The organism is Yersinia similis (genome assembly GCF_001053095.1).
Lineage (GTDB): Bacteria > Pseudomonadota > Gammaproteobacteria > Enterobacterales > Enterobacteriaceae > Yersinia > Yersinia similis.
Genome location: NZ_CGBP01000004.1, coordinates 208756 through 226241 on the forward strand (window position 1 = coordinate 208756; position 17486 = coordinate 226241).

Here is a 17486-nt window from a genome sequence, read left to right on the forward strand (position 1 = left end):
CAGACAAGGAGCGCCGATGAAAACAACCAACAAACTATTAATCAGTATTGTTTCCGCAATATCATTCTCAGCTTACTCAAATGATATAAATGATGCAAAGGTCTGTTTTTATGAGTTGGAAAATTTTTCTGGTGAATCATTTTGCGCCTATGAGAACGAATCACAATCCCCTATCAATAGTGATTTTGACAACAAAATTAAATCAATTTCAATTCCTCCAGGGATGGTAATCACTCTTTATGATGGCATTAATTTTTCTGGAGTCGAAAAAAAATTAAAAAACGACACTAATCTTAATGATATAAAAACATTTGGGTTATATAACAAAATAAATTCATATCGTATAGAACCTGCAGTATGTTTTTATACAGAAGATGAATTTCAAGGAGACAGTACTTGTTTAGCGTCAAGTCAACATATAGATTTATATAGTGATACAGAAGGGTTTGCTAACTCTAATCGTATCGTGTTACCTATTAATAATGACAGCATAAAATCAATAAAAGTTCCTCCTGGAATGATGACAACAATATATAAGCATGACCATTTCAATGCTCCTTTCTTCGAATTAACAGAAAGTATTAACTTAGAAACATTAAAAACTCTGGATATGGATAACCAACTCACAAGCCTTAAGGCATCGGAAATAAAAGGTCTACACTGTAATCAAAAATGTATTATTTTAGAAAAACACGAAATAAATTTACCTGAGGCTTTCGGTGAGTACTGGCATGATCCTCGTTTAGTAAACAAACAAGTTATACTGTCTTTTAATAGTCAAGAAAATGGAATTAATGATGACTATACAATTAATTTAACAAATGGCCCTAGTATTAGCATATTAAAAAATGAAATTATTTTTTCTGACTATAATATGATTACTAAATTTTCTTTTGATCGCATTGATAAATTGGATAAACTTTCATTTATTTTACAAATAGAAAAAGATATCGTGCAAGTTCAATATATCCAAACATTAGATGATCAACTAATCGATCTATCACCTATTATCTCATTTAAATGGCAACACACGATTGGTAATACACTCATACTAACCTTCACAAATAAAAATACAAACACCCCATTAATTCTTAACAAATCCATTATTACCGCAGATACAGGTGATAGAAACTGGGACAAGAGAGATATCACAAATACAAGTAAAATAATATGTGCATTCACTCCATTCCTAAACCTTTATAATTATATTGTACAAGGAACATGCCAACAACTAGATGGAATTATTTTCAACGCAGATCAATACTTCAACAGTAATACGAAAGGAAAAACGTTACATATAGCAGGAAAAAGCCTCCCATTAAAACCTAGTTTATTAACAGAAGCAAGCACTGATGGGCGACATAAAAATAAAATGATGTTAACTTATATTGACAGTGTAAATAACAATCAGTCGCTCAGTTTACCTGCTGTTGCAAAAACTTGTGGGGTATCGATTCACTCTCTACTTAGCACGCGCCAGACTCGCCAAATTAGACCTCCGTGTATCGATTGGACGCTAGAAATAATGACTGACTTCACATTATTATTCGGTAGCAGTCTACGGACTTGGAATACAGAATATTTCGGTAGAATTATACAGTCTATTATTACAACAGGAAGTACCGGTGTTGCAGTAGAAAATACAGAGGCAGAAAAAAGGCTCAGTCATGCGGTAAAAAAATCCATTATGTCACTATCAATAGATAGCACTCTTGACCACATTAAGACTGCATTTGACTATGCTCAGCTAACTTACTTTGACTATAACCTTTTTTATATGTCAGAAGATACGCCATCTCAGGTAGAACAACTACCACTCGGTATCTATGAGCTATTATTATCATCGTTCATCTATAGACCAATACCACCAACTATTATTGAAAATAGCGAACGAGTAGAACAAAATGAGTTAGCTTTTGAAATAGAAATTTCACCAAGCCCATTCCCTGAAGATGCAAGACTTTCCGATACTGAAATTGAACATGCCCGAGAATTGCGACAAAAAATCAGTGAAACTATCGCTCAATGGGGGCAGCAGTACCAAGGTGCTCATATAAATGATGATGTTGATACAGAGATCAACTCTGATGAAAATGCCGCCTTAAGTAAACTTCTCCATGCCGGACATATTGTTACTGGCATTATTCATCGTAGATTAATTCTTAACCGCCCTGGGGAAATTTATGTAGTGGCAAAATTAAGGGGAGAGATAATCGCAATTGTCTTGGCAGATCGTTTTAATAATAGGGATGAAGTTGAACTGGTAGCCTCAGCAACGTTGCCTGACTATGTCTTATCGCCCGATAATGAAGGTACAGTAAGAGGGGCAGGCACTGCCGCAGTTTACGAACTAGCTCGATACTTACAACAACAAGGTGCCAAGACATTATTTTCTGAGACTATTTCCCAGCCATCAGCCCGTGTCAAACAAAAAGTCGGATTTACCTTTAAATCAGAATTTTAAGGTATAGCAGAAAAGATAAAAGCCCATAACTTATTGATAAAATTATGGGCTTTTTAAGGAGAATTGACTTAATTAACTCAGTTCATCACCCTCTTAGGCATCTGAACTTTCACTTCACTATTAATGTCGTTACGCAGATAAATTCCCAATAACAACCCCACCAGCGATAGCACCAGCATGTAATACGCCGGAGCCATTGCAGATGACTTCATCCATAAGGTCACCAGAATAGGCGTTAAACCACCAAAAATGGCATAGGCCACATTGTACGAGAAAGAGATGCCCGTGAAGCGGACTTCTGCCGGGAAGGCACGCACCATGACATAAGGCACTGCACCAACAATACCGACACAGAAGCCAGCCAACATATAGTGGGGAAATAACTGAGCTGGATTGGTCAGATTGGTATGATAGAACGCCCATGTCGATATCGCTAACATCAGGCTGCCAACGATAAAAGTTTTACTGGCCCCAAAGCGGTCAATTGCCAATCCGGCAACCACACAACCGATAACCAATGCGATAATCGCCAAGCTGTTTGCCTGCAATGCCAACTCTGGCAGTACATTAAATTGCTTCTGTAGATAGGTTGGTGTCATCAAAATAACGACGACGATGCCAGCGGAAAGTAACCAAGTCAGCAGCATCGAAACAATCACCTCTTTCTTATGGTTTACCACCACCGATTTCAGCGGCAATTCTTCAGCCAATGTTTTACGCGCCTGCATTTCTTTAAAGATCGGGGTTTCCTGCAACCAACGGCGTAAGTACATGGCAAACAAACCGAAAATACCGCCCAAGAAGAACGGTATACGCCAACCCCCCTCCAAAATAGCCTGATGGCCCAGCGTAGTGTTCATCACTGTGGCAACCAGCGATCCTAACAAAATCCCAGCAGTCAGACCGGCGGTTAAGGTACCGCAGGCAATGCCAATACGTTTACGTGGCACATGTTCTGCCACAAAGACCCATGCACCGGGAACTTCGCCACCAATAGCAGCACCTTGTAATACCCGCATTAACAGTAGCAGTAAAGGTGCTGTGATACCGATAGTGGCATATGTCGGCAACATGCCAATAGCCAGTGTTGGCAACGCCATTAATAAGATGCTAAGGGTAAACATCTTTTTACGCCCAACCAAATCACCAAAGTGCGCCATGATGATGCCACCCAATGGGCGAGCCAAGTAACCAGCAGCAAAAATACCGAACGTCTGCACCTGACGGAGCCATTCAGGCATGTCAACCGGGAAGAAAAGATCACCAATAACCGCAGCAAAGAAGACAAAAATAATAAAATCATAGAACTCTAACGCTCCACCTAATGCGGCTAAGGTGAGTGTTTTGTAATCTTGCTTATTCAATCGACGATTATGATTATGTTGTTGATCAACATGATGTTGAGATGAGTCGATTTGGGATGAGCCGACTTGAGATGAATTGTGATCTTGAGACATATGACACCGTTGTAAGCCAGAGTTGGGGAAGAAAAAGTTTTCTACTCTTTGTAAAGTTAACATTACTATACCGTACAAAATTCCCCACACGCACACAATGGCATCTTATATCATAGAAATTTTCTATTTAGTTTTTTATATCGATAATGGCACTTTTTGGGCGAAAAGCCACTACCACATCAGTATTAGTTTCTATATAAGGCCCATCTAAGAGTTGAATGCAGTAAGGCACACTGGCGAAGATACCAGCCACCACCACGTTAGACTGAGCGTCTTTAACACCTTCTAAGGTTTCTTTAATTGATTTAGGCTGCCCCGGCAAATTGATGATAAGTGCTTGTTTACGAATAACACCTACCTGACGGGATAAAATCGCGGTTGGCACATAATGCAGGCTAATTTGACGCATTTGCTCGCCAAAACCTGGCATCTGCCGATCTGCAATAGCCAATGTCGCATCGGGAGTGACATCACGCCTTGCCGGGCCAGTTCCACCTGTCGTCAATACCAAATGGCAGCCCATCTCATCGACTAATTCACAGAGTGTTTGTTCAATTAGGCTTTGTTCATCGGGAATAAGACGAGTTTCTACTTCAAAAGGTGTGGTTAACGCACTCGTCAGCCACTCTTCCAATGCGGGAATACCTTTATCCTGATAAATCCCACTGGATGCCCGATCTGAAACTGAGACTAAACCTATACGCAATATATTCATGTAATTACCTCAACGAAATGCCTTTTTATCTGGAGTGGATGATACTACGTGACCGGATTAGCTCAACCGCTGGCGTTCACAAAATTCACTATTCAGCGATGACATTACATGGATAAAAAAACCGTATTAATGCAAGCATAGCTGTATTTAGCCTATTTTTGCTGGCTTCATAAGCCACCTGAACCGGTAAATCGGCAATAAAAAAGGTGGCTTGCGCCACCTCATTCAGATACTGATCTGCAAGTAACCCACAGCGGTGTCAATTACAACAAGTCGGAGATCATTTTCTCAAGTTTGCCTTGGTCGATAGCAAACTTCCGGATGCCGTCTGCCAGTTTATCAACCGCCATTGGATCCTGATTATGCTGCCAGTAGAATTCCGCTTCAGTCAATGGAGCAGGCTTCGCCTGAACTTCACCGGTGTAAGCCAGTTTACGTTCTACCGGGCCTTCGCTCTCTGCTAACTCTTTCAGTAGTGAAGGCGCGATAGTCAAACGGTCACAACCGGCTAATTCAATGATTTCACCCAAGTTACGGAAGCTTGCGCCCATCACCACAGTCTTATAACCGTGTTTTTTGTAGTATTGGTAAATCTCGGTGACGGAAACAACACCTGGATCTTCGCTTGGTGCGAACTCTTTTTGATCGCCATTGGCTTTGTACCAATCAAGAATACGACCAACAAAAGGAGAAATAAGGAACACACCCGCTTCAGCACAAGCACGTGCCTGCGCAAAGGAGAACAACAGTGTCAGGTTACAGTTGATACCTTCTTTTTCCAGTTGCTCCGCAGCGCGGATGCCCTGCCAGGTTGAGGCCAATTTGATCAGAATGCGATCATTGCTGATACCGGCTTCGTTATACAGCTTGATCAGACGTTTGGCTTTTGCCACACTGGCGACGGTGTCATAAGACAAGCGAGCATCAACTTCGGTAGAAATACGGCCTGGGATCAGTTTCAGAATTTCCAAACCAATATTTACCGCCAGTTTATCCGTCGCATCAACGATCTGCTGAGCATGCTCGCTGCTTTGTTCACGCGCCCAGGTAATAGCTTCATCGATCAATTTACGGTATTCAGGGATCTGGGCAGCATTCAGAATAATCGATGGGTTAGTCGTTGCATCTTGCGGCTGATACAGTTTCATCGCCGCAATATCCCCAGTATCGGCGACTACAGTGGTGATTTGACGTAGGGAAGTAAGTTTATCGGTCATGTTGTCGTTTCTCATCGTTTGTGCATGAACTTTTGGCATGTCATTACATTCTGGCCTTTCGAAATGTTAGCCATTTCGCAATATTGGCGATTTCGAAGCCTTGCCTTGTCTTGATAATAACATGCGGAAGCCTTGGTGCAAGGCCGTTAAATTGATTAAAAAAAAACCAATTTTGTCGTTTTCCGCTCGCAACCGTTTTCGCTGACTAAAATAGCTGAAAACGAGTAGGTTAATAGCAAACTCGTCCACTATTGCTGTGCTGAGACGATTTAGCCAAGCTATATTTACGATAAACTATATCATCTCTTACCCACCCGCTTGCCTATCTTAGCAATCGTCTAATCTTTTTTTGGCTAGCCGGTACTTTTTGCTACAGTGTATTATTTGGATATACCCTAAATAATTCGAATTGCAGGCAGATAGCAACAGAGCGAACCCTAGCGCGCTGACTTAAGTCAAGTGACTGGGATAAACGAAGATCGCCAAACGCATATGCAGCTTGAAGTATGACGGTATAAATAGGATGTCGTGATGCTTATTATTATCTCCCCGGCCAAAACGCTTGATTATCAAAGCCCCTTAGCGACAACGAAATTTAGCCAACCTGAAATGTTGGACAAATCACAAGCATTGATTGAGATATGCCGCGAGCTAACCCCAGCTCAAATCAGTAGCCTTATGGGGATTAGCGATAAACTGGCAGGTTTAAATGCCGCTCGATTCAGTGAATGGCAGCCTGATTTCACACCCGCAAATGCGCGTCAGGCTATTCTGGCTTTTAAAGGCGACGTCTATACCGGGATGCAGGCCGAAAGTTTTAGTGAAGCTGATTTTGACTTTGCACAACAGCATTTGCGTATGTTGTCAGGTTTATACGGTCTGCTGCGCCCGCTAGATTTAATGCAACCTTATCGTTTAGAGATGGGGACTAAGCTGGCTAACCCACGCGGCAAAGATCTTTATGCCTTTTGGGGCGATCAGATAACCGAGAAACTTAATCAGGCGCTGGAACTGCAAGGCGATAATATTCTGATTAATTTGGCGTCCGATGAGTATTTTAAGGCTGTTAAACCCGCTAAATTAAGCGGTTCACTGATTAAACCGGTATTTTTGGATGAGAAAAACGGTAAGTACAAAATAATCAGTTTCTACGCGAAGAAAGCCCGTGGCCTGATGAGCCGCTTTATTATTCAGAATAAGTTAACCAAACCAGAGCAATTGGTTGATTTTAATCTGGAAGGCTATGAATTTGATGCGGGATTATCGGCGAAAAACGAACTCGTGTTTAAACGGGCTGAACAGCACTAAAATGTGCGGTGACCCCTTTACTTTCTGAGCTATAGGAGCCAATCAATGGCTCCTTTATCTTTTAACGCTAATGGCAGAATCTTTAACGCTAATAACCGATCACTTCGGCAATGCCATCAAAAATGCCCGCATTTGTGCAAAGTCTGCGGGCAAATCATGGGATAGCAACGGTAATTGCGCTCTCACGGCCAGTGGTTTTGGTAAAGGTAATTCCTGACCCAGAATTGCCTCTACGCTCTCTTTGAATTTCGCGGGATGTGCGGTTCCGATAAACAAGCCAAATTCACCATCTTGCAACTGATCACGCAATACACGGTAAGCAATCGCCGCGTGAGGCTCAGAGATATACCCCAAACCAGCTAATTCACGCATCGTATCTTTTGTGGTTTTATCGCTAACCGCGCCATGCCCTAAATCCTTCAACTGCCAGATTTTGCGACGATATAGCTCTTCCACACGTGGCCAGTTATTTGGCTGACTGACATCCATGGCATTCGATAACGTGGCAACAGTTGGCTTTGGCTGCCACTGGCCGTTAACCAAAAAGCGTGGCACGGTGTCGTTAGCATTAGTGGCTGCAATAAAGCGCTTCACCGGTAGCCCTAAAGATTTTGCCAACAAACCGGCAGTCAAATCACCAAAGTTACCGCTTGGTACAGAGATAACCAGTTGGTTGCGCGCCTCTTGTGGCAACTGGGCTATAGCTTCAAAGTAGTAACAAATTTGTGCCAGTAACCGGCTGATATTAATTGAGTTAGCGGAATTCAAACTCAGCGCGGTTTTCAGTTCTTCATCATCAAAAGCTTGCTTAACCAGTGCCTGACAAGCATCAAAATCGCCATCAATCGCCACCGTGTGAATATTACCGCCCAGAGTACAAAACAGCTTTTCTTGCAGCGGACTAATCTTGCCACGTGGATAAAGGATAACCACTCGGACATTTTTCAGCCCGTAGAATGCATGGGCCACCGCCGCACCGGTATCACCCGATGTTGCCGTTAAAATAGTGACGGGTTGATCGCCAGCAACTTCGGCCAGCATCTGTGCCATAAAACGTGCGCCAAAGTCTTTAAACGCCAAGGTCGGGCCGTGGAACAGCTCCAGAACGGCGATATCATTTTCAACCTGTGCAACAGGGGCTGGGAATTCAAAAGCCGCCTGTACACGTTTGGTTAAGACATCTGGTGCGATTTCGCTACCAATAAAAGCCGACAAAATGCGGCTACTGCGGGTCACAAAATCCAGATCCAGCAGTTTATCGATCTCAGTCAGTTCGAACTCGGGCAACTCCAACGGGAAAAATAGCCCCTGCTGTTTGCCCAAGCCTTGTTTGATCGCCTGTGCGAAGCTGACCTGCTCGTTATGATCTTTAAGGTTATACAGTTTCATGCGTTATCCCAGTAGTCGTGCGCCTGCGGTATCCAGACGGCAAATATGAACAAAACCTTCGTCGTTTTGCAGGTAATGATTTTGTAGCCAGCCCGCCATGCGTTGTGCGGTTGCCTGGTCGTTACAGACGGCAAACAACGTGGGGCCGGATCCGGAAATACCACAGGCCAGCGCACCGATATCTTGTGCTGCTTGTCGTGCAGCAGCAAAACCTGGCAGCAATTGAGTGCGATAAGGTTCCGCGATAACATCCTTCATCATTTTAGCGGCTAAATCTGGCTGCTGAGTGTGGCAAGCGTGAATGAACCCCGCCAAATTACGCCCATGAGTGATGCAATCCTGACGGCGGTACTGCGCCGGTAAAATCGCCCGCGCCTCTGCGGTAGACACTTTGATCCCCGGATAGGCCATCACCCATAACCAATCGCTAAAACCAGGAACATCCTGACTGATATAACCTTCCTGCTCAAGGATCAGCTGCATGCCCCCTAAATAACAAGGTGCGACATTATCGAAATGAATACTGCCCGAGACCCGCCCTTCCAGTTCCCCCATCATGCCGAGTAATGTGACTTTATCCAACGGTTGACCGCAGAACTCATTCATCGCCATCAAGCCTGCGACCACTGAACAGGCGCTGGAACCTAGCCCCGATCCGATCGGCATATTCTTTTCCAACACCATGGCGACGGGGATCTCTTTGCCCATCTCCTGGCAAAAGCGTTCCCAACACTGATAAACGATATTCTGTTTGGGATCATCAGGCAATTTGCTGACAAAACGGCCTTCATTATGCAGACTAAAACGCTCTGCGGCCGTTACGCTGACACAATCACCGAGCAATGTGCCATCTATCGGCGAAACCGCCGCACCCAATACATCGAAGCCGACGCTGACATTGCCAATCGATGCAGGAGCATAGATTTTAACCATATTTAAACTCCCAACTTCCATGATAATGTGCGTAAAAGATCGGCAAACACCCCAGCGGCAGTCACGTCATTACCCGCGCCATAACCGCGTAGCACCAACGGAATTGGCTGATAATAGCGGGTATAGAAAGCCAACGCATTCTCGCCATTCTTAACTTTATACAACGGGTCGTTACCGTCAACTGCCTCCATCCGCACTTTACAACGCCCGTCTTCAATCACCCCGACATAACGCAGCACTTTGCCCTGCTCCGCAGCATTCGCTACCAAGCGGGTAAATTCAGCATCCAGTGATGGCAGGCGCGCCAGGAAGGTATCAGCATCACCTGAAGCATCAAAGCTTGTTGGCAAGACGGACTCAACCTCGATATCAGCCAACTCAAGTTTGTACCCTGCTTCACGGGCCAAAATCAACAATTTACGGGCGACATCCATACCAGAGAGGTCATCACGTGGATCGGGTTCGGTATACCCCAGCGCCTTGGCTTGCCGTGTTGCCTCTGACAATGACATCCCTTCATCCAATTTACCGAAGATAAAGGAAAGTGACCCGGACAGAATGCCGGTGAAGCGCATCAGCTCATCACCCGCATTGAGCAGGTTCTGTAAGTTCTCGATCACCGGTAGCCCAGCCCCAACGTTAGTGTCATACAAGAATTTACGGCACGATTTTGTCGCGGCGGCGCGCATTTGGCGGTAATAATTCATTGATGAAGTGTTGGCTTTCTTGTTTGGCGTCACCACATGGAAGCCATCGGTCAGAAAATCAGCATATTGATCAGCAACCGCCTGGCTTGAGGTACAGTCAACAATGACTGGGTTCAGTAAGTGATACTCTTTAACCAGACGGATCAAGCGACTCAGGTTAAATGGCTCCTGGACTTCAGCCAGTTCCTGACGCCAGTTATCTAATGCAATGCCATGCACGTTAGTCAGCATAGCTTTTGAATTCGCGATACCACAAACACGTAAATCGATATGACGCTGTTTCAACCACGGTTGCTGACGATAGATTTGTTCGATTAATGCCCCCCCCACACCACCCACACCAATGACAAACACCTCAATGACTTGATCCGTATTAAACAGCATCTGGTGGCAAACTCGCACCCCGGTGGTGACCGCATCATTATTAACAACCACAGAAATAGAGCGCTCAGACGAGCCTTGAGCGATAGCAATAATATTGATGTTGGCGCGCGCCAGAGCCGAGAAGAAACGGGCAGAAATACCGCGCAAGGTGCGCATACCATCACCGACTACAGAGATAATCGCCAGATGTTCCATCACATCCAGAGGATCCAAGACACCATCTTTCAACTCCAGATAAAACTCATCTTCCAGCGCTCTGCGGGCGCGCAATAACTCACCTTGTGGCACACAAAAACTGATGCTGTATTCAGAAGAGGATTGAGTTATTAGCACCACTGAAATACCGCTGCGCGACATCACCGCAAAAACGCGGGCGGCCATACCGACCATCCCTTTCATGCCAGGCCCTGAAACGTTAATCATCGCCATATTATTCAGGTTGGTAATACCTTTGACTGGGGAGTCTTCATCAATACTTTCGCCACCAATCAAAGTACCGGGGGCTTGCGGGTTAGAGGTATTCTTTATCAGGCAAGGGATTTGGAAGCGGGCGATAGGAGCGATAGTGCGGGGGTGAAGAACTTTAGCACCAAAATAGGAAAGCTCCATTGCCTCTTGGTATGACATAGATTTCAGTAATCTGGCATCTGGTACGGTACGTGGGTCACAAGTATAGACTCCGTCAACATCGGTCCAGATCTCACAACAATCTGCCCGTAAGCAGGCAGCTAGCACCGCGGCAGAATAATCAGAGCCATTACGCCCCAACACCACTAATTCACCTTTATCATTACCCGCGGTAAAGCCTGCCATTAGGATAATGTGGTCAGATGGAATACCACTGGCACCGATACGGCGGGTAGACTCCGTGATATCAACAGTGGATTCGAGATAATGGCCTTGCGCCAACAATTTCTCGACTGGATTAATCACCGTAACATGATAGCCCTTAGCCTGAAATAACGCCTCCATAATGGCGATGGAGAGTTTTTCGCCACGGCAAATGATTGAAGCATTAATGCTGTCCGGGCACTGCCCCAACAACGAAATGCCGTGTAGTAGGTGTTTGAGTTGCGCAAACTCATGGGCGACCAAGGCTTTTAGGCGATCGTAATCAAAGCCTGGCTGAGCATCAGCTAATCCACGCAATAGCTCAGCAAAAATCCGCTCAGCATCGCTGATGTTCGGGGAGATATCTTGCCCTGCGACCATTTTATCGATCATGGCAACGAGATGGTTCGTTATCTTCGCGGGAGCGGATAACACCGTCGCCACTTGTCCCTGACGCGCATTACTTTCGATGATATCGGCAACACGCATAAAGCGCTCTGCATTTGCCACTGATGTCCCGCCAAATTTCAGCACTCGCATTTCTGATTCTCTCCCGCTTTCGCGCTTTTTATCGCAAACTTTTTTGCAAAGATTTGATTGAAAAAAAAAGCCCGCACTGTCTAGGTGCGGGCTTTTTTCTGTTGTTCCTATACGCGTCAGCCCGCCCCGTAACCTGTGGTTTCGGTGGTGGTAATAATTGTTGTGTTCAGGCTGATGTATCGCATGCTATCTGTCTGTCTCATTATTGAAGCTGTCCCCCTATTGGTTAAAGCAATCGCCCCCTCAAGTCAAATTTTTTCATCTAAACAGCCAAATAAATTAAGAGGGTATTTCTGCGTAATTCACTAACCAGCAGGAAATTATCAGGGGATTTGATGAAAAAATACCCCAAAAAAGCAGATGATAAATCCATTCTAAGTCGATTATTCCCTATAATATTTTTTTAACTTTTTTTACTGCTATTTACTGAAAATATATTACTCACACTCAGAACCATTGACGTGCCAAGAAGGCTTATTGGCGTTAGTGATTTTAAAAATAGTAAAATAAGATACCCTGCTATTACCTTTACATTCCTCTAACATTAGCAATAATTTCTCTTACACTTTCGTGCTAAATAAGGTACTGAAGAGATAAAACTACTTATAGCCATAATGCCAAGAGAATATTGATTTTTACCAATAAAAATCAATATATTAGAAATCACTCTTTCTGAATATGAGTGAACTTCTGATTTTAATGTTAATAGTAGTGAAAATCAGTCACATAATTTAGTCTACTATCCCTTAAGCTAGTATTCTTGTAAGTCTTTTTCACAAAAGTGTTAACGTGCTACAATTGAATTTGATATATGTCAACAAAGCGTAATTTTGTTGGGTGGTAAATTCGGTTCGCACTGTTATATTGCTGTTAATAAGGTTAGGATATGCGCCGCTTTTGTCACCTTTGGGGCTGTAGGGAGTAACACCCTGACCAAGCTAGCGATGTTGTTGACGTTGATGGAAAGTGCATCAAGAACGCGTTTACGTACTTTAGTCATGTGATGAATGGGATGACGAGTAATCAGTCAATAAAAATCCTGATATAACAAAGACTTCTGTACTTCCTATTTCTATTTTGTTGGCAATTTTAGGTAGCAAACATGCAGACCCCCCACATTCTGATCGTAGAAGACGAGATAGTCACTCGCAACACACTGAAGAGCATTTTCGAGGCGGAAGGCTACGTTGTTCATGAAGCCAATGATGGGGCAGAAATGCACCATATCCTGTCCGGAAATGACATCAACTTAGTGATCATGGACATTAATCTACCAGGCAAAAATGGCCTGTTGCTGGCACGGGAGCTCCGTGAGCAAGCCAGTGTCGCTCTGATGTTCCTCACTGGTCGTGATAACGAAGTTGATAAGATCCTTGGTTTAGAAATTGGTGCTGATGATTACATCACGAAACCTTTCAACCCACGTGAATTAACCATCCGTGCCCGTAACCTGCTATCACGCACCATGAATCTGAGCAGTGTAGGTGAAGAACGCCGTTTGGTTGAAAGCTACAAATTTAATGGTTGGGAGCTGGATATCAACAGCCGCTCACTGGTCAGCCCTACGGGTGAGCATTACAAACTGCCACGTAGTGAATTCCGTGCCATGCTGCATTTCTGCGAAAACCCAGGGAAAATTCAATCCCGCGGTGAATTGTTGAAAAAAATGACCGGTCGCGAGTTGAAACCTCATGACCGTACTGTCGATGTCACTATCCGCCGTATTCGTAAACACTTCGAATCTACACCGGATACACCAGAAATTATCGCCACCATCCACGGTGAAGGCTATCGTTTCTGTGGCGATCTAGAAGAGTAATCTTTCGCAAATATAGACTAAAAAAGCCAGCACACAGATGCTGGCTTTGAGGTTATTGACAAAGTGCCCGCGACGGAGAGAACAGGCAGATCGTAAAGACGCCGTAAATACATCCATGTAGGCTCGAGCCGCGCCATCCTTGGCGCGGACTCTTTACTCCTCTGCCTATCCTCACCGTTCAAGATCGCGTCATCGGGGTTTGTCAGCAGTCTGGGCTTTTTTGTCTTTATATCAAGGCGGCAGAGCCAATCCCCAGAAGCCCACATCGATGATATCACTGGGGTGAATCAAAACCTCTAACGAAGGTAACTTAAAATATGGCAGGTATCGCCCTGGCTAATTTTATTACCAAGGCATGATCGGCACGGCACTAATAGCATTTTTCGGTGAACCATCAACAATTCGATCCGAATATGTCAGATAGACCAATGAATTACGTTTGGGATCGTAAAAACGGACAACCTGTAGCTTTTTAAATACCAGAGACGTGCGTTTTTGGAACACCACGGCACCTTCTGATTTTTTGTTCTTAATTTTATCACTTAGCTCAATCGGCCCAACTTGCTGGCAGGAAATTGCCGCATCAGCCGTATCTTCTGCCAGCCCCAATCCGCCTTTAATACCGCCGGTTTTTGCCCGGCTGATATAACAAGTTACATTTTTAACATCTGGGTCATCAAAGGCTTCAATTACGATTTTATGATCGGGTCCCAGCAATTTAAATACCGTATCAACTGAACCAATTTCCTCCGCATGAGCAGTTATCGCCACCAAAGAAAGTAAACCGCCAAGGAATATCCAACTTTTTTTCATACACTTACTCCATTCCATTGAACAACGTTATTCAACGTTAATTTTTTTGTACTCGTAATTAAGGACTTGTTAAAAGCCTTTCTATTAAAATCTAGACGCTTTTTAACACACTGTACCAGTAAATTCTTAAGCAGTCGGGAACATAAAAAGTTGCTACTATGCGCCAGAGCTATTCTGTTCATATTACTAATACCCTAAATTTAAGCTGTTTTACGAGGAAGTTTTATGGATCAAGCCAGTATCATTCGTGACTTGCTTAGCTGGCTAGAAAGTCATTTAGACCAGCCTTTAGCTCTGGACAATGTTGCTGCCAAAGCGGGTTATTCGAAATGGCATTTGCAGCGAATGTTCAAGGATGTCACCGGAAATGCTATCGGTGCTTATATCCGTGCAAGAAGGCTATCAAAAGCCGCTGTCGCGTTACGTTTAACCAGTCGCCCTATTTTGGATATCGCTCTGCAATATCGTTTTGATTCGCAGCAAACGTTTACCCGTGCGTTTAAAAAACAATTTGCACAGACTCCCGCATTATACCGACGGGCTGAAGACTGGCACTCATCTGGAATATGCCCACCTATCCGCTTGGGAACATATACCCTACCTCAACCTGAATTTATTACCTTACCCGAGCAACATTTGGTAGGGATAACCCAAAGTTATTCTTGTACGCTTGAACAAATTTCAACACACCGTGCTGAATTACGCTTATGTTTTTGGCAAGAATACCTCGGCGAAGCCGATCAATTACCCCCAGTTCTCTATGGATTACATCACTCCCGGCCAAGTCCGGAGAAAGATGACGAGCAAGAAATTTTCTACACGACGGCAATTGAGCCACAGCATGTTCCGTGTAACGTACCCGAGGGTCAGCCGGTTATCTTGCAGGGAGGTGAGTATGTACAGTTCAGCTATGATGGGCCGCTCGATGGGTTACAAAATTTCATACTGACACTGTATGGCACTATTCTGCCTCAGTTGGCTCTGATCCGCAGACATGGCTATGATATTGAACGTTTCTTCCCGCAGGGGAGGCCGAAAGACGGGCCTCCTACTACGCTGAAATGTGACTATCTCATTCCTATTCGCCGTTAACGCTGTAACTCATCAAGTGCTGGCATATCTAAATGAGCGGTATCGCCAGCACTTTCAATCACCCAACCTGACGCCAGCCACGGGCTTTCCTGATAATCAACGCAGGATAACGAGCAGTTGCGTAAACGTAAACGCCGCTCAGCATGAGCAGGCAACCCCAGCAACGTGCTCAACAAACACCCCAGCGCCATACCATGGCTAACTAACAGCGGTTTACTGCCAGCAGGTAACTCTAGGCAGCTATCCAACGCGGCATGCATCCTCCGCCCCAGTTCCGTCATTGATTCGCCTTCGGGGATGCGAGCCCCCTCGGTGCCGTTGATCATTTGCTTACGCCATTGCTCTTCTTCGGGTGTTAGGCTGTCAATAGGACGGTTTTCCAACACCCCCATGTTCAACTCACGTAGTCGAGGGTCTGTCACCATTGTTAGCCCGCAAGCATCGGCGATAATTTTTGCCGTCTGCTGAGTACGCCCAAGATCACTGCTGATAATATGCGTGATACCTTGGTTACGAACCCGCTGCGCCACTAAGTGAGCCTGACGAATACCAATCTCGGTCAGTGGACTGTCTGATTGGCCCTGAATACGGCGTGCCGCGTTCCATAAGGTTTCGCCGTGACGCACGAGGTATACCTGTAACATGTCATTTTTCCGTTATACTGCGTAAAATAAGCACAAAACTTATCTTAGATAAAATTTATCTTAAATAGGCTTTTAAGGATACTCACACTCATTATGTACCATGTTGTCGCTGCAACTACCAATCCTGCAAAAATTAAAGCTATTACCCTCGCCTTTGATGATGTTTACGGCCCAGGCCAATATCGCATTGAAGGTGTCAATGTCGACAGCGGTGTTCCCCTGCAACCCATAGGCAGCACTGAGACACGTATTGGTGCCCGTCAACGGGTTAAGAACGCGCGCCAGGCTCGCCCGGAGGCTGATTTTTGGGTTGGGATTGAAGCGGGCATTGAAGATAATATGACCTTTGCGTGGATGGTAATTGAACACTTGCAGGCACGGGGAGAATCCCGTTCTGCCAGCTTAATGCTGCCTGGCATTATATTACAAGGGATCCGCCAAGGACGTGAGCTGGGCGACGAAATGGCGGCTTTAAGCGGTATTTCAAATGTAAAACAGCAAGGCGGCGCGATCGGGATTTTTACCCAAGGTAAATTAACCCGAACCAGTGTCTATCACCAGGCCCTATTGTTGGCACTGGTGCCGTTCCACAATGAGATTTACCAACACCTATCGCCCTCTAAACCGGCCATTTAGCGTTTGTTGGCTAGCAACTGGGCTTCGAGCCAGCTTTTCAACTGTGGTGGAGCCGTTTTCAGGCTATTAGAACCACGGGTGATCGTCGCAATACCTGCACCCAACTGACTTTTCAGCTCACGCTGGCTTAGCTTACCGCGCATTAACTCTTCAATAATGCGCACACGCGTCCCCAAGGCGGTTCGCTCATCAGGTGTTAGCATCAATTGCAGTAAAGGCAGATGAAGATCTTGTGTAATCGCGTTTTGCAGCAGCGCCACAAAGCTCAACCACTGCTGATTATCTTCAGCAGACAATGCCGGATCAGCGACGGAGTAATGGTTCCCAGCCGTCTGCACATTAAGTAAATTCGACACTTGCTTTTCGTCAGTCAAAGATTGTTTTGTCATGATAGGCCCCCAAAAGTACTATTTAACTAGTACAGCAAGCATACCATAGAGTTATCTATACCCAATAGATTTCAAGATGTAAGAAGGTGCAATTTTAGTTAACTACGACAAACAGATTGGACGCTGCTTGCAACGGCCTCGTAACGAC

General features: G+C 44.7%; 18 protein-coding genes and 1 other annotated feature. Of the genes, 5 read left to right on the plus strand and 13 right to left on the minus strand.

All coding sequences use genetic code 11. The features are described from left to right. The first annotated feature begins 16 nt into the window (after nt 1-16). Nucleotides 17-2464: a GNAT family N-acetyltransferase gene (locus tag AC971_RS05210; RefSeq protein ID WP_025382524.1), complete on the plus strand. Its 2448-nt coding sequence runs from the start codon at nt 17-19 to the stop codon at nt 2462-2464. 77 nt (nt 2465-2541) lie between these two features. Here AC971_RS05210 and AC971_RS05215 read toward each other — a convergent pair whose 3' ends face one another. The 4 genes from AC971_RS05215 to AC971_RS22725 all read right to left on the minus strand — a co-directional run bounded on the left by AC971_RS05215 (nt 2542) and on the right by AC971_RS22725 (nt 6102). After that, a complete protein-coding gene (locus tag AC971_RS05215; protein ID WP_025382523.1) occupies nt 2542-3921 on the minus strand; it encodes an MFS transporter in 1380 nt (459 codons plus the stop codon). A 127-nt stretch (nt 3922-4048) separates the two neighbouring features. Further along, nucleotides 4049-4636, minus strand: a complete 588-nt coding sequence (gene mog / locus AC971_RS05220) for a molybdopterin adenylyltransferase (RefSeq protein WP_025382522.1) — start codon at nt 4634-4636, stop codon at nt 4049-4051. 263 nt (nt 4637-4899) lie between these two features. Beyond that, nucleotides 4900-5853 (minus strand): transaldolase, encoded by a 954-nt coding sequence (gene tal, locus AC971_RS05225; protein WP_025382521.1) that lies wholly within the window; start codon nt 5851-5853, stop codon nt 4900-4902. 66 nt (nt 5854-5919) lie between these two features. Then, complete coding sequence (locus AC971_RS22725; RefSeq protein WP_071825470.1) at nt 5920-6102, minus strand: hypothetical protein; 183 nt, start codon at nt 6100-6102, stop codon at nt 5920-5922. A gap of 282 nt (nt 6103-6384) precedes the next feature. Here AC971_RS22725 and yaaA point away from each other — a divergent pair, with 282 nt between their 5' ends. After that, the gene (gene yaaA, locus AC971_RS05230; protein WP_002209240.1) at nt 6385-7161 is read left to right on the plus strand and encodes a peroxide stress protein YaaA; all 777 of its coding nucleotides are present in this window, start codon (nt 6385-6387) and stop codon (nt 7159-7161) included. A gap of 99 nt (nt 7162-7260) precedes the next feature. Here yaaA and thrC read toward each other — a convergent pair whose 3' ends face one another. The 5 genes from thrC to yjjY all read right to left on the minus strand — a co-directional run bounded on the left by thrC (nt 7261) and on the right by yjjY (nt 12945). After that, nucleotides 7261-8550 carry a threonine synthase gene (gene thrC, locus AC971_RS05235; protein WP_025382520.1) on the minus strand — a complete coding sequence of 430 codons (1290 nt, stop codon included), beginning with the start codon at nt 8548-8550 and terminating at the stop codon, nt 7261-7263. Nucleotides 8551-8553: 3 nt separating this feature from the next. Beyond that, the gene (thrB, locus tag AC971_RS05240; RefSeq protein ID WP_002209238.1) at nt 8554-9483 is read right to left on the minus strand and encodes a homoserine kinase; all 930 of its coding nucleotides are present in this window, start codon (nt 9481-9483) and stop codon (nt 8554-8556) included. 2 nt (nt 9484-9485) lie between these two features. Continuing rightward, nucleotides 9486-11945 (minus strand): bifunctional aspartate kinase/homoserine dehydrogenase I, encoded by a 2460-nt coding sequence (gene thrA, locus AC971_RS05245; protein WP_025382519.1) that lies wholly within the window; start codon nt 11943-11945, stop codon nt 9486-9488. A gap of 60 nt (nt 11946-12005) precedes the next feature. After that, nucleotides 12006-12123 (minus strand) — a sequence feature (Thr leader region). Then, nucleotides 12062-12148 (minus strand): thr operon leader peptide, encoded by an 87-nt coding sequence (gene thrL / locus AC971_RS22730; protein WP_071825469.1) that lies wholly within the window; start codon nt 12146-12148, stop codon nt 12062-12064. It overlaps the preceding feature by 62 nt. A gap of 656 nt (nt 12149-12804) precedes the next feature. Then, nucleotides 12805-12945 (minus strand): YjjY family protein, encoded by a 141-nt coding sequence (gene yjjY / locus AC971_RS25040; RefSeq protein ID WP_002231506.1) that lies wholly within the window; start codon nt 12943-12945, stop codon nt 12805-12807. 102 nt (nt 12946-13047) lie between these two features. On the opposite strand from yjjY, the gene arcA reads away from it, so the two are divergent. Further along, nucleotides 13048-13764 carry a two-component system response regulator ArcA gene (arcA, locus tag AC971_RS05250; protein WP_025382518.1) on the plus strand — a complete coding sequence of 239 codons (717 nt, stop codon included), beginning with the start codon at nt 13048-13050 and terminating at the stop codon, nt 13762-13764. Here arcA and AC971_RS25720 read toward each other — a convergent pair. Together AC971_RS25720 and creA are read right to left on the minus strand one after the other, a co-directional pair. Then, nucleotides 13753-13881, minus strand: coding sequence for a gluconate 5-dehydrogenase (locus AC971_RS25720; RefSeq protein WP_071825468.1), 129 nt, complete (start codon nt 13879-13881; stop codon nt 13753-13755). The genes arcA and AC971_RS25720 overlap by 12 nt on opposite strands. Before the next feature lie 228 nt (nt 13882-14109). Next, a complete protein-coding gene (creA, locus tag AC971_RS05255; protein WP_025382517.1) occupies nt 14110-14577 on the minus strand; it encodes a protein CreA in 468 nt (155 codons plus the stop codon). Nucleotides 14578-14802: 225 nt separating this feature from the next. On the opposite strand from creA, the gene robA reads away from it, so the two are divergent. Next, nucleotides 14803-15669 carry an MDR efflux pump AcrAB transcriptional activator RobA gene (robA, locus tag AC971_RS05260; protein ID WP_025382516.1) on the plus strand — a complete coding sequence of 289 codons (867 nt, stop codon included), beginning with the start codon at nt 14803-14805 and terminating at the stop codon, nt 15667-15669. Here robA and gpmB read toward each other — a convergent pair. Beyond that, nucleotides 15666-16313: a 2,3-diphosphoglycerate-dependent phosphoglycerate mutase GpmB gene (gpmB, locus tag AC971_RS05265; RefSeq protein ID WP_025382515.1), complete on the minus strand. Its 648-nt coding sequence runs from the start codon at nt 16311-16313 to the stop codon at nt 15666-15668. The two genes, robA and gpmB, sit on opposite strands and share 4 nt — an antisense overlap. Before the next feature lie 93 nt (nt 16314-16406). On the opposite strand from gpmB, the gene yjjX reads away from it, so the two are divergent. Further along, nucleotides 16407-16949: an inosine/xanthosine triphosphatase gene (yjjX, locus tag AC971_RS05270; RefSeq protein WP_025382514.1), complete on the plus strand. Its 543-nt coding sequence runs from the start codon at nt 16407-16409 to the stop codon at nt 16947-16949. Here yjjX and trpR read toward each other — a convergent pair. Beyond that, on the minus strand, nt 16946-17338 hold the full coding sequence (gene trpR, locus AC971_RS05275) for a trp operon repressor (protein ID WP_025382513.1): 393 nt from the start codon (nt 17336-17338) through the stop codon (nt 16946-16948). The two genes, yjjX and trpR, sit on opposite strands and share 4 nt — an antisense overlap. Nucleotides 17339-17486 lie beyond the last annotated feature (148 nt).